This window comes from Streptosporangium vulgare (assembly GCF_042428775.1).
In the GTDB taxonomy this organism is placed as follows: domain Bacteria; phylum Actinomycetota; class Actinomycetes; order Streptosporangiales; family Streptosporangiaceae; genus Streptosporangium; species Streptosporangium vulgare.
This window is the reverse complement of record NZ_JBHMBS010000002.1, coordinates 575669-589602: the sequence shown is the minus strand read 5'-3', so window position 1 is coordinate 589602 and position 13934 is coordinate 575669. Positions and strand designations below refer to the sequence as shown.

Here is a 13934-nt window from a genome sequence, read left to right as displayed (position 1 = left end):
GTGACCGGACGGGCCGTGACGGCACAGCGCCGGACGGAACACATGCCGCCCGGCGTACTCGCCTCGCGGTCCCTGGTTCAGGAACGATCCTGGCGCGAGACCGCCCGCCGCCCGTCGTCCGGGGTGGCCACGATGAGGCGGCGCGCCATCGCGGTGGCGTCCTCCTTCGTGAGGCTCCCCCCCATGGTCGTCGCCTCGTCGTACGTCTCCGACGAGAGGGCGGCGCGCACGACGGCCACGTTCCGGGGGCCGTCCAGCGGATCCATCAGCTCGGGAGAGTAGCCCACCCGGGAGCCGATGGCCGAGACCGCGCCGAGGAGCACCGCGCCGTCCACCGCCCGGCCGGCCATGCCGAGTGCTCCGGCGAGCACGTGGGCACAGGCCAGCCAGGAGGTCACGTCCTGCACACGGTCGAGGTGCACGACCAGGCGGGCCGCCTGCTGCACAGCCCGGTCGGCGTCGCCCAGGTCCATGGCGACTTTCGCTCCGATCCAGCCCGAGGAGCAGTACGCCCAGTCGTGGCCGCAGGCCTCGGCGATGTCGGCGGCCCGCACGAGCTGCCCGGTGGCGAGCAGCGGATCGCCCGCCACCCTGGTGATCTGCCCGCGCACCATCATCAGCTCGGCCTCGACCCAGGACAGCCCCGTCGCCCGTACCCGCGTCCAGCCTTCGGCGAGTGTGAGCTGCGCCTGGCTCGGGTCGCCGCTGAGCTGGAGGAAGTACGCCCGGTACGGCAGGGCGCGGGCCATGACCTCGACATCGCCGGTGGCCTCGGCCTGCCGCAGCGCCAGCTCGACGTCGTCGTTCCCGGCGAACAGGTCACCCGCCAGGTAGCGGAGCAACGCCCGCCCGACCAGCGCGTGCCCCCGCCCGGCGTGATCGTCGCCCGCGCGGTCGAGGGCTTCGGACAACCGCACGATGCCCTCGTGCACGTCGCCGTTGCGGTACCAGAACCACGACAGCGCGCCGGCGAGGCGCAGCGCGGAGTCCCCGTCGCCCGTGGTCAGGGCATGGCCGAGCGCGGCCCGGGTGTTCGCTTGCTCGTGCCGGAGCCTGCGCAGCCACAGCTCCCCGTCGAAGGTGCGCAGGCGCCGGTCGGCCGTCTCGGCCAGTTCCACCGCCCACGCGAGATGACGGCGGGCCCATCGGGTTCGTTCGTCGTCGGACAGAGCGCGCAGGGCGTACTGCCGTATGGTCTCCAGCATCCGGTAACGCCGGGGCGCGGCGGCGCCGTCCACGGTGACCAGCGACTTGGCAACGAGGCCGCCCAGCCTGTGCAGCACCTCCGGAGGCCCCGCCACCCGTTCGGCCGCCTCCAGGTCGAACCCTCCCTCGAAGAGGCTCAGGCAGCCGAGCAGTTCCCTCTCGGACGGGGTGAGCAGGCGCACGCTCGACGCGATGACCGCCTCCAGGCTCCGATGGCGCTCCGGGGCGGTGCGGGGGCCGGTGGCCAGCAACGCGAACCGGTCATGGAGTCCGCTGACGATCTGTTCGAGGGACAGGACCCGGGTCTGGGCCGCCGCGAGCTCGATGGCCAGGGGGAGGCCGTCCAGTTCCCGGCAGATCCGGGAGATCGGCTCACGCTCGTCATGGCGCGGATGCCGGCCCGGACGGACCGCGAGAGAGCGTTCCAGGAAAAGCTCGACGGCCGCCCCGTCGGGGTCCAGCGGCGGCAGGTCCCAGGTCGTCTCTCCCGTGACGGCCAGCGGTTCGCGGCTCGTGGTGAGCAGCCGCAAGCCGGGGCAACGAGACAGCAACGTCTCCGCCAATGGTGCGACCGCGTCGACCAGGTGCTCGCAGTTGTCGAGGACCAGCAGTGTTTCCCGGTCGCCGATCGACGCGGCGAGATGGTCGATGCCGCTCGTGATGGCCGAGCCCATCGCCGCGCCGACCGCGGCCGGCAGCAGCTCTGTGTCCGTCACGTCGGCGAGGAGGGCCAGCCACGGGCCGTCTTCGCTGTTCCCGGCCCTGTCTCCGTCGTCTCCGGCCCCGTTCCGGTGCTCCCGGGCGACTTCCAGGGCCACGCGGCTCTTGCCTGTGCCACCGGGACCGATGATCGTCACCAGCCGGCGCGTGGCGAGCAGGTCCTTCACCGCGCCCACGGCGGTGTCACGCCCGATGAGGCGGGTCAGCGGCACCGGAAGCCGCGGGCGGGCGGGCTTCCCCGGCTCCCCGGGCTTCCTCGGTTCGGAAGCCTCGGTGGCGGTGCCGGCCTTCTCCGGCCCCTTCGAGTTCAGGGCGGGGTCCTGCCTGAGTATCGCCGCCTCCATGGCGCGCAGTGAGGGGCCCGGGTCCACGCCGAGCTCCTCGACCAGCCGCTCGCGCGCTGTACGGAGGGCGGCCAGTGCGTCCGCCTGCCGTCCGCTCCGGTATAGGGCGAGCGCGAGCAGTTCCCAGGACCGCTCCGCCAGGGGGTGCTCACAGACCAGCGACTCCAGTTCGCCGACGGCCTGGACATCCGCGCCCATCGCGAGGCGGGCCGCCGCGTGGTCCTGGCGGGCGGCCAGCCGGGCGTTCTCCAGTCGGGCGATCTCGGCACCCGCCACATCGGTGTCGCCGAGGCCGGCGTACGCGGGACCGTGCCACAGCGCGAGCGCGGTCGCGAGGCTCTCCGCCGCCGCGGACGGATCATCGGGCAGTAGTCTCGCGCCGCGCTCCGCCAGAGCGGCGAAGCGTTCCGAGTCCACCGATTCCGGCCTGACCCGCAGGACGTAGCCCGGACCCTGCCGGTCGAGGAGGCCCGTGGCCGTACGTGGAGGCCGGTCCGGTTCCAGGACTCTTCTCAACTTGGTGACGTACGAGTACAGGGTGGACACGCCGCTGGCCGGGACATGTTCCCCCCACACGGCGTCCACAAGGCGGTCGCTCGTCACCATCTTGCCCTGTGCGATGAGCAGCGTCGCGACGAGGGCTTTGACGCGGGGGCCTCCGAGGTCGAGCGCTTCTCCCCCGCGGCTCACCGTCAGCGGACCCAAGACGGAGAAGTGAAGCCCGGATGATTCAGCGCTCACCTGATAACCGCCCTCTTCGCCTCCACCTTCGTCCAAATACGGACTTATCGTAATTATGCCCCAAAGTGCAACGTGGGTAGGGCGGTCCTTGCCAGTCGGTCGGTAGTAAATGCGATGTGAGCGGTGGCTCAGCGGGGGCCGGGGGCCGGTGTCATGGCGGGGGCGGCCGTCTGATGCTGGTAACGGACCAGGTCGGCGTAGTGGCCACCGCGGGCCATCAGTTCGTGATGGGTACCGGCCTCGGCCACCTGGCCACGATCGAGGACGACGATCAGATCGGCGTCCCGGATGGTCGACAGCCGGTGGGCGATGATGATCTGCGTCTGCCCGAGCCTCAGCAGGTTGCGGCGGATACGCTCCTCGGTGACCGCGTCCAGGCTGGCGGTCGGCTCGTCCAGCAGCAGGATCCGGGGTCGGCAGGCGAGAGCGCGGGCGAGGGCGAGTCGCTGGCGCTGCCCGCCGGACAGGCGCGCGCCGCCCTCGCCGATGTCGGTGTCATACCCCTGGGGGAGCCGCACGATCTCGTCGTGGATCTCGGCCACCCGAGCGGCATACTCGACCGCCTGTTCGCTCAGCCCGGAAAAGCCGGCGATGTTGGCTTTGACGGTGCCGGCGAACAGGTGCGGCTGCTGGGTGACGACTCCCACCTGCCGGCGGAGCCATCGCCGGTCGAGCTCCTCCAGCGGTATCCCGTCGAAGCGGACCTGCCCGGCGGACGGCTCCACCAGCCCGACCAGCACACGTCCGAGGGTGGTCTTGCCGGATCCGGACGCGCCGACGATCGCGACCCTCGCGCCGGGGGGAATGTTCAGCGAGACGTCGCGGAGCACCGGCGTGCGGGCGTCGTAGCCGGTACTGAGCCCGATGACGGTGACAGCACCGCGCAGTCCGTCGTCCAGCCGGACGCCGCCCGCCCGTTCGGGTGCCGCGCTCATCAGGTCGGCGATCCGCCCGATGTGCGCGGCGGCGAGCTGGAGCTGATACGCGATGCCGAGCAGTGACGCGAGTGGCGCGGTCGCCGAGACGGCGAGGGACACCAGGGCGAGCTGGTCGCCCAGCGTCGCGCCGTTGCCGGTGGTGGCGAACACGGCGACGAGCAGCCCCAGGTGGAGCGCCATCTGCAGGGCGTTGTTCGCCGCCTGCACTCCGGCCACGTGCCGGTCGCGGGCCGCCCCGGTGGCCAGTTCCTCATCGTGATGCGTGCGCCAGCGGGCGACGATGTCCGCCTCGCCACCGGAGGCTTTGATCGCCTCGATTCCGGTGAGGCTGTCGACCAGGATCGACTGGGTGGTGGCATTGGTGTGCAGCGCGGCGAAGGCCAGGTGCATGCCGCGGCGGGCCGTGGTCAGCACCACGACGGCCTGGGCGGCGGCGGCCGCGAGCGTCAGCAGCGCGAGCCCGGGCGAGGCCACGAAAAGCAGGGTCACGTACGACACGGCGGTGAACAGGTCGAAGAGGAAGGTCAGCGACCGTTCGGTGAGCAGGTCACGCAGCATCGCCACCCCGCTGAGCCTGCTCAGCAGGTCACCGCTGGAGCGGCGCTGGAAGAAGCGGTACGGCAGGGTCAGCGTGTGGTCGACGAGATTGCGCATCACCTCGGCCGCGACCGAGGTCTGCAGCCTGATCAGTACCCGGGCACGGGTCCACGACAGCAACGCGTGCACCAGGACGACGCAGAAGGCGGCCGTCGCGAGCGTCGTCACGTCCGTCTCCACCGGCCGGTCCACCACGAGTTTGGTGAGCAGCGGTACGGCCAGCCCGAGAATTTGCGCGCCGAGCGAGGCCAGCAGCACGGCGACGATCAGCCCCCGGTTCGCCAGCGCGGGAACGATTAGCGGACGGAGCACCCGCCACGGCCGGGACCTGACGGCGGGCGTGAGCCCGGCGGGAGCGTCGGCGAGCAGTACCGTGCTGGAGTACCCCTCCTCGAACCGCCGCTGCGACAGCCGTCGCCGTCCCCGTGCCGGATCGAGGACGACGACACCCTGCGGGGTGGCCTGCTCGACCACGACGAAGTGGTTGTTCTCCCACAGGGCGATGAACGGGGTGGGAAGCCCGGTGACGGAGTCCGCCGGAGCACGGCAGGCACGCAGCCGCAGCCCGAAGTGGGCACCGGCCTGGATCATCTCGCGCAGGCTCGCCCCGTCGACGCCCTCGGCGAGATGCTCGCGCACCTCCGCGAGACCGGTGCGGCGACCCAGCCCGCCGAGCACCATGGACAGGCAGGCGGCGCCGCAGTCGCTGCGGGCGAGCTGCATCCGCAGCGGCACTCGTTTTCTCACAGCCAGAACCACCTGACGTCCGATGTGCGCCGCCGCTCGTCCAGCCACGCCTGGAACGCCGCGTCCCGCGCCGCGTCGAGCACTTCCGGGGCCTCAAGGTCCGCGGGGACGACCTCGTACACGACCCCGGCCAGATAACCGCCGTCGTGCGGGACCGGTCCGATCGCGGTGTTCTCCGGAACGGCCCGCAGAGGTTCCGGCAACCTGGGGGTGAGCGTGGCGGTGGCCCGCAGGTGCGGTCCTCCTCCGGTACCCCCGGCCTCCCGCGTGAGCGGCAGCGCCGCCATGACCCGGTTCACGAACTCCGCGACCGGGCCGTCGAGGAGGACTCGCAGCGCGTCCGGCCGGGACCCGGTCACCCACGCGGCCCGTCGTACGGTGAAGTCGTCGGCATGCTCGGCGAGATGACGCCGGGCGGGTTCACCGGCGAAGCGCTCACGGACACGGGCGACGAACGCCTGGGTCTTGACGTGGTCCCAGAACATCTTCTCGGACATGCCGGCCTCGGCGAGCCAGTCCAGCGTCTCGGCGCGGCCGGTGAGCCCGCGTCGTCGCCGGAATTCGTCGGCGGCCCGTTGCGTCTCGGCGATGGTCAGCGGTTCGGTTTCCTCCTCCAGTTCGCTGAGGATGATGCGGTGGTCCACCAACCGCTCGTGCAGCTGCCGGTCACGGGCGCCGAGGGCGCGGATGGTGGACAGCGCGGCCGTGATCGAGAGGCCGGTCCCGTTGACGCTGAGAACATGCGCCGCCGCCCAGTGGGTGGAGTGGTCGACGAGCCAGGGAACGCCGTCGTCCACCTCGGCGGACAGCGCGACGGTTCCGCCCTCGGGGTGGTCGAGGAGCAGGTCGTGCCCGACCCTGGTCGCCCCCGGCGGCTCATCGATCACGAGCTGGGCGCGCAGCCACGGCCGCAGAGCGCCCCAGTCCCGAACGAACCGGTGCGCGTCACCCACCGTGTCCCGGGTGGTCGGCAGCCCGCGCAGGAGCGTGACCGCGTCGGCGAGGTCCGTCCCGAAGGAGGCGAGAGTGGGCGCGGGGCCGGTGGACGCGGGAGTGGCCGGTGCGGGGCCGGCGGACGCGGGACCGGCGGGGAAGGGGAGCGCGCTTCGGTCAGTGGGCATCGGTGGGCCCCTTCGGGTCGGGTCGGGTGGTGGCGTCCGCGAGCCAGTCGGCGATCGCGTCGCCGATGGGCAGGCCGGTCAGAATCTCGACGAACGCCCACTGCCCGCTGATGTTGAGTTCCAGGAAGACGTACCGGCCGTCCGGGGTCACGATGAAGTCCAGGGCACCGAACGTCAGGCCGAGCTCCGCGACCAGGCGGACGGAGCGTCGCTCGACGTCCGGAGGCAGGTCGTAGGCGAAGTAGCCGACGGCGGAGTCGTCGTAATGCCGCCAGTCGACGGTGGTCAGCCGCGAGGCCTGGGAGTCGATGCGGGCCGCGAACGCCCGCTCGCCGACGACGGTCACCCGCAGCTCGTAGGCCTTCTCCACGTTCGGCTGCAGCATCGCCGGGCCGTACCGGAGCCGGTGCCGGCCGGACAACCGTCGCCGGGGGACCACCGTGGTGTAGAGGTGACGGGCCTCACCGTCCAATGTGAACGGGCGGGAGTCGAGTGTCTTGGTGATGAGACGACCGCCGGCGCGGTTCCACGCCGGGGCGAGCTCGTCCGGATCGTTCGTCACGACGGTGTCGACCACGTCGAACCCGAGTTCCGTGGCCCGGTACAGGTGCAGCAGCTTGTTGTCCACCGCCAGGCCGTGGTGCGGCCGCACCGGCATCCATCGCGCCCCCACCATGAGGTCGTACGCGCCGGTGAGCGCCACCTTGGCCACATGCTCGGCGAACGCCCGCTGTGACGGCTCCTCCACGTCGGGAGCGGACGGTTTGCCGGGGCGGCGGTCCCAGACCGCGGTGATCTTCGACAGGTCGTACGTCTCGCCCTGGTATGTCAGCGTCTGCTGCCAGCGGCCGTCGAGAAAGCCGGTGGTGAGGGTGGAGGCCGCGGGGTAATCGGCCTCGTCCCACCACAGCAGCGGCACGTCGCGCTCCCGCAGCTTGGGCAGCACGGCGTGAACCGAGTCGTCGCGGGCGCTGCTGATGATCAACAACACGGTCACGGGCTCCTTCGCCTTCATGGGTTGGGGGCCGGCGTCCCGGACACCGGCCTCCCGTTGTTCACCTTGTGGCCCGTCCGGCCAGGCACGGTCGTGCCTGGCCGGACGGCGCCGTCAGGACCCGGCCGCTGTCAGCGCGACCTGGACATCGCGAGAGATCAGGTCATCTTGCAGTCGGTGGTGCCGTCGTCGTTCAGGGCGGTGCAGATATAGCCCGATCCCGGCTTCATCCCCACCTGGATGCCCCCGCCCGCGACGATCTCCAGGTCCTCGCCCGAGAGCTCGAAGACACCGGCGGGAAGATCGTCGATCTTCAGCATGTCGCCCATGGCGCACGTCCCATCTGGTCGAACAGGACCGCGATCTGCGGCCCGACGAAAAGGATGGCCACCATGACTTACGTTCTTCTGGAAACTCACTGGTGCTGACTGGAGACCACCGAGCCGGAGTGGCGAACACGGCGCCCGGTGCCGCGGAAGCGCCATACCGCGGGCGCGGATCACGGAGAGTGCCGGCCGCCGTTCAGGCGGTCGTACGTGACGCTTCCGGTATGCGGACCGGTCCCCTGTTCTGGCCGTACCGCGGATGTGTTCACGATCGACGACGCACGGGCGGGCGCCGCGCCCACGGTCCGCACGATCCTGGTCTCCCCGCATCGGCGAGGTCGACCATGTGATCGACCTCGAAGGACGATCGGAGAGGGCGAGACATTGGACATCGTGACAGGTGCGATTCGCTCACGGGTGGTCGCGCAGGCGTGCGCGCAGCAGGTTGGGGTCGGTGGCCGTGGTGTAGGCGGCACTGAGTACGTACACCTCATCGCCGCGCAGCGCGACGGAGGTGGGGTTCTGGAGTCCGTCGGTGGCGTCCAGAACGGTGGTGCTGGTGCCGTCGGACCGGACGCGCACGACCTTGTTGGGGGCGTTGAGGGCGGCGAGGATCTCGTCGCCACGGCCGGTGAAGGCGAAATCGTCGATACCGACCATGCCCGACGCCTTGATTCGCGGCGCTCCCGCGCGGTTCCCGGGGCGGATCGGGATGCGCAGGAGGGTGCCCCGGTCGAGGTTGGTCACCCACAGCGCGCCGTCGTGCACTTTCGCGCCGTTGGCTCCCAGGAAGCCGGCCGGGGCGAGTTCGGGAGCGGTGGACCACGCGACGGGTGTGCCGCCGGTGACGGGGACGCTCCACACGGTGCCGAGCACCGAATCGGTGATGTAGAGCCGCTTGCCGTGCCTGTCCAGCGCCAGCCCGTTGGGCAGGCCGTTCGCGGGCAGCGCGGCGATGCGCCGCGGGGCCTTCCCGGGGCTCATCCGCCACAATCCCGTCAGGTCGGCCGTGCCGGTCGCGTACAGCGTGTACACGGTGCCGTCCGAGGTGTGCACGATGCCGGTGGTGAGGGGGAAACCGAGGACCGGCGTGTTGACCCCGCCGTCGGCGGGTGCGGGCAGCGTCGCCAGGATGCGCGCCTTGCCCTGGGGGGTGACCTGGGCCACCTGGCGCCCGGCGGCGAAGGTGACGTTCGCCGTGCCGTCGGGCAGCAGGGCGATGTTCTCCGGCATCTGGCCCGCGGACAGGTCGAAGTGGGTGGCGATCCGCACGTCTGTCAGCGGCCCCTTGGTGGCCGTCGCGCCGGCCGGCGCGGTCGGCGTCAGGGCGGCCGCGGCCAGCAGGGCGGCCGACACGGTGATCTTGATGCTTCGCTTGGACATGGTTCCTTCACTGTTTTCCGGCATGCGGCAGCCGTGGTCCGGCGCCGTGGGTGGGGTGTCCCGCGGATCGAGAGGCGTCTCGGGGATCGAGGGCGTCTCTTGGGGGTCGAGGAGTGTCTTGGTGGGAGGGCGTGATCGTGCCGCCGACCGGCGGGCGTGGGAGCGGCCGGCGACAGGGACCCGGCGTGGGACGCCGGGGGATACGGCGGGTGGTACGGGCCGATGCCCTCAGTCGCCGGAGGGGCTCTGGTCAGGTGGCTCCGCGTACCCGGGGGAAGTGGGTCAGGGGAAGTGGGTCAGGGAGGTGGTGCGGGTCAGGTGGTGCGGGCTTCGGCGCCGGGGCGTGGCCGGGGCGCCTCCCGCGGTGCGGTGACGTGGGAGAGCAGGGTCAGGGCCGTCGCGGAGGGGGAGCCGGGATCGGCCGTGGCCACCACCAGGGCGGGACCGTCTCCCTGTGGACTCTGCAGCGTCTGCTGGGTGACGGTGAGCGTCCCGACCAGGGGGTGGCGCATCTCGTAGTCGGCGACATCGCAGGCCAGGACCCGGTGATCGGCCCACATCGTGGCGAACTCCGGGCTGCGCATGGTCAGCTCGCCGACCAGCCCGGCGAGCAGCGGATCGTCCGGATACCGCCCGGCCGTCAGGCGCAGGTTGCCCACCACGGCCCTGGCCTTGGCGGGCCAGTCGGCGTACAGGTCACGGGTGTGCGCGTCCAGGAACACCAGCCTGGTCATGTTCGGCCGGCGGCCTGGGACGTCGGGGCTGTCCGGGGCGAGATGGCCGGCGAACAGCCCGTGACCCTGGCGGTTCCAGGCCAGGACGTCGCCTCGGCGGCCGATCACGATGGCGGGGGTGCTCCCGAGGGCCGCCAGCAGGGCGCTGGTCGCCGGGGTGACGCGTTCGGTGCGCGGCCGGCTCGCGCGCCTGTCACGTCTCGGTGCGTGGGCCAGGGCGTGCAGATGGGCACGCTCGGACTCGTCCAGGCGCAGGGCGCTCGCTATGGCGTCGAGCACCTCGCGTGAGGCGTTGCGCGACTGGCCCTGCTCCAGCCGAGTGTAGTAGGGCGCGCTGATGCCCGCGAGCATCGCGAGCTCCTCCCGACGCAGCCCGGGTACCCGGCGCCGCTCGCCGTAGGTCCGCAACCCGACGTCCTCGGGCCGCAGCAGGCTCCGGCGTGCCTGGAGGAAGTCGGCGAGGTGCCCGTGCTCGTTCATGAAGCCAAGTATGCGTACCGCCGGAGGTCCGCGCCTCACCCCGTTGGGGTAGGGATTCGCAGGGTCTGGCTACCCGGGCCCGGGCACTTGGACCCGGGCCTGGACCTGGACCTGGGCCTGGACCCGGGCCTGGGCTTGATGTCCGGTGTCCGGTGTCCGGTGTCCGGTCTCCGGTCTCCGGTCTCCGGTCTCCGGGGTGAGCGTGTTCCCCTTCCTCACCCCCGGGAACATCATGTTCGTCGGCCGTCGTACCCGCTGATCACTCGGGCGACGTGAGCGCCGGGGGCCGCCTCCGTACGGGGACGGCCCCCGGCCGCTGTCACCGGGTCGTGCAGACGGTCCCGTTGAGGGTGAAGACGGCGGGCAGCGTGTTCGGGCCGCTGTAGTTGCCGACGAAGCCGATCGTGGCCGACGCGCCCGTGGGCAGCGAGCCGTTACCGGGGTCGTTGACGACCTTGACGTCCTGTCCGTTCTGCGTCCAGACGGCACCCCAGCCGCTGCCCAGGCTCTGCCAGGTCCTGGGCCAGCCGAAGTTCAGGGTCCAGCCGTCGATCGGCGCGCCCTGGTTGGTGATCTCGATGGCGCCGACGTAGCCGCTCGCCCAGTCGGACTGCTTGGTCAGGCGTACCGAGCACGAACTGGTGGCGGGCGTGCCGGTCGTGAACGTCAGCGGCGCGGAGGGCGCCGACACGCCACCGCCGTTGTCCCTGGCGATCACGTTGACCGTGTAGCGCGTGCCCGGCTTCAGGTTGCCCACGGTCAGCGAGGTGCCGGTGGTCTCGCCGATCTGCTCGCTGACGGCTCCGTTCTGGCGGTGGACCTCGTACTTCACGATCGGACGCGCGCCGGCGGAGGCGGCGGGCCAGGAGATGGTGGCGGCCCTGTCCGTCACGGCGGAGGCCGTCGGCTGTCCGGGCACGCCGGGCAGGCCGGTCTGGGCGGAGGCGGGCCGCAGGACGATCGTGGTCAGCGAGAGCGGTGGCAGGGTCTGGCCGGTCGCGCTGCCCGCGGTCGACGTGGTGATGCTCGTGGCGCCGTTGGTGTGGGTCAGCACGGTGGGTGCCCCGGGCGCCGGGCTGAAGCCCGAGTAGCCGATCGTGACGGGGTAGGACGTGTCGGACGAGGTGTTGATCAGCAGAACGGCCAGATCACCGTTGGGACGGCGCACGGCGTGCGCGCCGACCTTCTCCTGGTCGGTCGCGGCCCGGATGAACCGGTCGCCGGGGCGGGCGAACCTGCTCACCATCTGGAGCGCGTAGTACGGCGCGAAGGGCGTGTTCGCGGACGGCTCGCAGACGCTGCCGTCGGAGGTGCAACTCCCGCTCGACAGCAGGCCGAAGTCGCCGTAGTCGGTGTGTCCCTCGACCTGCGTGACGTTGCCGATGCCGTTGTGGACGTTCCACCAGTCGACTGTGAACACCCCGTTGGCCAGCAGCGTCGAGTAGGCGTCGGCGGCGGCCAGCGCGCCGGGCTGGGTCGTCGTGCCGCCGCTGTTCGACCCGGTGTTGAACTCGGTCATCGCGATGCCGATCCGCTCGGAGCCGGCCCCCACGTGCTTCTCGATCTGCCGGCGGGTGAGGTGGATCATGTCGGGCACGTGCGCGGCCCTGTCGAAGGCGCCGGGGTACCAGTGCAGGATCACGAAGTCGATCTTCGATCCGGCGGTCGACAGGACGACGTCGTTCCAGGTCCCGGCGTCGCCGTCGGCGACTATCCCGTCGGGCCAGTTGGCCGGGGTGGTCAGCACCGCGCCGATCTTGATGGTCGGGTCGACGGCCTTCATCGCGTCGGAGTAGGCCACGACATGGCGCGCGTACTCGGCCGGGCTCTTGTCGGCGTGGTCGTCCGCCTCCCAGGCGGCGCCGTAGTGGCCGTTGCCGTAGTTCTCGTTGCCGATCTCCCAGTACTTGACGCCGTAGCCCTTGGTGACGTTGGCGTGCCGTACCCAGGCCGCGGCCTCCGCCGCCGTACCGGTGCCGTAGTTGGCGGTCACCATCGGCTGCCCGCCGGTGCGCCGCACGCCGCGCATGAAGGTGTCGAAGTCGGTGTCGGGAGCGACGTAGCCGCCGGGAGCGGTGTGGTCGGCCCAGTGGTAGATGTCGGAGTACGAGCCGCCGGGATAGCGCAGCAGCTTCATGCCCGCGTCCTTGAGCAGGTCGGCGGTCTCGTCGGTGCCCAGGCGGGAGTCCCAGATCGCATGGTTGGTACCGATGCCGGTCTCGGGGACCGAGGCGAGCGCGGCGCGGGCGTTGACGGTCACCGCGACCGGGGCGGCCTCGTCGGCGTGCGCTGTGGGAAGGTTCAGGACGGTCAGTGTCAGCAGGACGGCGGACGCCGCCCGTGACAGAGTTCTTGGCATCGGTGCACCTCGTAACGGATAGTGGCATTCACTCGACGCCTCCTCCCTGACCCGGAGGCAACATGATCGTCAGCGGTCGCCTCATATCCGTCAACCCGCGGTGAAACTTTCACGCGGAAGCGGATGGATGTGATCACGGTTGGTGTCGTCGATCCCGCGTCGACGGCCGGCCTGGCGTGCGGGTCGGGTGCCGGAGAGTGGCCGCTTGTCCGCTCAGCGATCGAAGGCCGGTCACCGTCCCGGCTCCCGGTCGCGGCGGGACCACGACAGGGCAGGGCGGCATCACCCTCGTGCCGTGCTACATGGGCATATAGGCTGGGCGGTGAACATGCCACATGCTCCATCGATCTGTCCGGATGCCGGTCCTCCGCGGAGTGGGCCGCCCCGTGACACCCCTGCCGTGAGGAGTCGGTGAATGCCGAGGGAAGGCGTCGGACCGGATTTCATCGAGGCGCTGGCCCGGGGGCTGGAGGTCGTCACCGCCTTCCAGCCGCGCCGGCCGGTGATGTCGCTGACCCAGGTGGCCACGGCGACCGGTCTGGCCCGGCCGACCACCCGCCGTATCCTGCTCACCCTCCAGGAGCTGGGCTACGTGCGCTCGTGCGAGGGCGGGTTCGCGCTCACCCCCCGGGTGCTGGAGCTGGGCGTGGCCTACGTGCGTTCGATGGGGTTGTGGGACGTCGCCCGCCCGCACCTGGAAAGGCTCGTCGCCCGCACCGGCGAGTCGTGCTCGATCGCCCAGCTCGACGGTTCCGACATCGTCTACGTGGCCAGGGTCGCGGTGCCCAAGATCGTGGGCCTGGCCGTGCAGATCGGCACCCGGTTCCCGGCGCAGGCGACCTCACTGGGCAAGATCTGCCTGGCCGCGCTGTCCCCCGAGGAGGTGGACCGCGTGCTGGCCGAGCCGTCCCGCTCCGGCATCGAACCGCGGCGGATCGGCCGTGAGGAGCTGCACGCGGAGCTGCGCGAGGTCCGCGCACGCGGCTGGGCGTTCACCGACGAGCAGCTCGCGCCCGGCATCCGTTCGGTCGCCGCGCCGCTGCGTGACGGGTCCGGGCGAGTGATCGCCGGGATCAATGTCAACAGCCACGCCGCCGAGACCTCCCTGCAACGGCTGCTGGAGGAGCACCTTCCGCCGCTGCTCCAGACCGCCGGTGAGATCAGCGCGGACTTCGCCCGGCTGGAGACGGTGCCCCACGTGACCAGGCCGACCGCGTCCTGATCGACCGGCCGCGTCCTTACCG

At 71.4% G+C, this 13934-nt stretch carries 9 protein-coding genes; 1 reads left to right on the top strand and 8 read right to left on the bottom strand.

Annotation, left to right across the window (positions count from 1 at the left end; all coding sequences use genetic code 11):
- Positions 1 to 77: 77 nt before the first annotated feature.
- From ACFFRH_RS06625 to ACFFRH_RS06590, 8 genes are all read right to left on the bottom strand, one after another.
- Positions 78 to 2975 (bottom strand): ATP-binding protein, encoded by a 2898-nt coding sequence (locus tag ACFFRH_RS06625; protein ID WP_386154981.1) that lies wholly within the window; start codon positions 2973 to 2975, stop codon positions 78 to 80.
- 164 nt (positions 2976 to 3139) lie between these two features.
- The gene (locus tag ACFFRH_RS06620; protein ID WP_344745868.1) at positions 3140 to 5293 is read right to left on the bottom strand and encodes a peptidase domain-containing ABC transporter; all 2154 of its coding nucleotides are present in this window, start codon (positions 5291 to 5293) and stop codon (positions 3140 to 3142) included.
- Entirely contained in the window at positions 5290 to 6414 is a 1125-nt protein-coding gene (locus tag ACFFRH_RS06615) for a TIGR04500 family putative peptide maturation system protein (protein WP_344745867.1), read from the bottom strand. Before ACFFRH_RS06615 ends, ACFFRH_RS06620 begins: the two co-directional genes overlap by 4 nt.
- Positions 6404 to 7411, bottom strand: coding sequence for an MvdC/MvdD family ATP grasp protein (locus ACFFRH_RS06610; RefSeq protein WP_344745866.1), 1008 nt, complete (start codon positions 7409 to 7411; stop codon positions 6404 to 6406). The genes ACFFRH_RS06615 and ACFFRH_RS06610 overlap by 11 nt, the downstream gene beginning before the upstream one ends.
- Positions 7412 to 7566: 155 nt before the next feature.
- Positions 7567 to 7737: a hypothetical protein gene (locus ACFFRH_RS06605; RefSeq protein WP_344745865.1), complete on the bottom strand. Its 171-nt coding sequence runs from the start codon at positions 7735 to 7737 to the stop codon at positions 7567 to 7569.
- A gap of 408 nt (positions 7738 to 8145) precedes the next feature.
- Entirely contained in the window at positions 8146 to 9117 is a 972-nt protein-coding gene (locus ACFFRH_RS06600; RefSeq protein WP_344745864.1) for an SMP-30/gluconolactonase/LRE family protein, read from the bottom strand.
- Between the two features lie 314 nt (positions 9118 to 9431).
- Positions 9432 to 10331: a helix-turn-helix domain-containing protein gene (locus tag ACFFRH_RS06595; RefSeq protein ID WP_344745863.1), complete on the bottom strand. Its 900-nt coding sequence runs from the start codon at positions 10329 to 10331 to the stop codon at positions 9432 to 9434.
- Between the two features lie 319 nt (positions 10332 to 10650).
- Positions 10651 to 12690 carry a cellulose binding domain-containing protein gene (locus ACFFRH_RS06590; protein WP_344745862.1) on the bottom strand — a complete coding sequence of 680 codons (2040 nt, stop codon included), beginning with the start codon at positions 12688 to 12690 and terminating at the stop codon, positions 10651 to 10653.
- Between the two features lie 415 nt (positions 12691 to 13105).
- Between ACFFRH_RS06590 and ACFFRH_RS06585 the strand changes: the two genes are divergently transcribed.
- Positions 13106 to 13912, top strand: coding sequence for an IclR family transcriptional regulator domain-containing protein (locus ACFFRH_RS06585; RefSeq protein ID WP_386154970.1), 807 nt, complete (start codon positions 13106 to 13108; stop codon positions 13910 to 13912).
- The last annotated feature ends 22 nt before the right edge of the window (positions 13913 to 13934 follow it).

Excerpts from the sequence above, each read along its gene's own strand:
- ACFFRH_RS06615 (WP_344745867.1), bottom strand. The coding sequence starts at position 6,414 with ATGCCCACTGACCGAAGCGCGCTCCCCTTCCCCGCCGGTCCCGCGTCC.
- ACFFRH_RS06590 (WP_344745862.1), bottom strand. The coding sequence starts at position 12,690 with ATGCCAAGAACTCTGTCACGGGCGGCGTCCGCCGTCCTGCTGACACTG.
- ACFFRH_RS06595 (WP_344745863.1), bottom strand. The coding sequence starts at position 10,331 with ATGAACGAGCACGGGCACCTCGCCGACTTCCTCCAGGCACGCCGGAGC.
- ACFFRH_RS06585 (WP_386154970.1), top strand. The coding sequence starts at position 13,106 with ATGCCGAGGGAAGGCGTCGGACCGGATTTCATCGAGGCGCTGGCCCGG.
- ACFFRH_RS06605 (WP_344745865.1), bottom strand. The coding sequence starts at position 7,737 with ATGGGCGACATGCTGAAGATCGACGATCTTCCCGCCGGTGTCTTCGAG.
- ACFFRH_RS06600 (WP_344745864.1), bottom strand. The coding sequence starts at position 9,117 with ATGTCCAAGCGAAGCATCAAGATCACCGTGTCGGCCGCCCTGCTGGCC.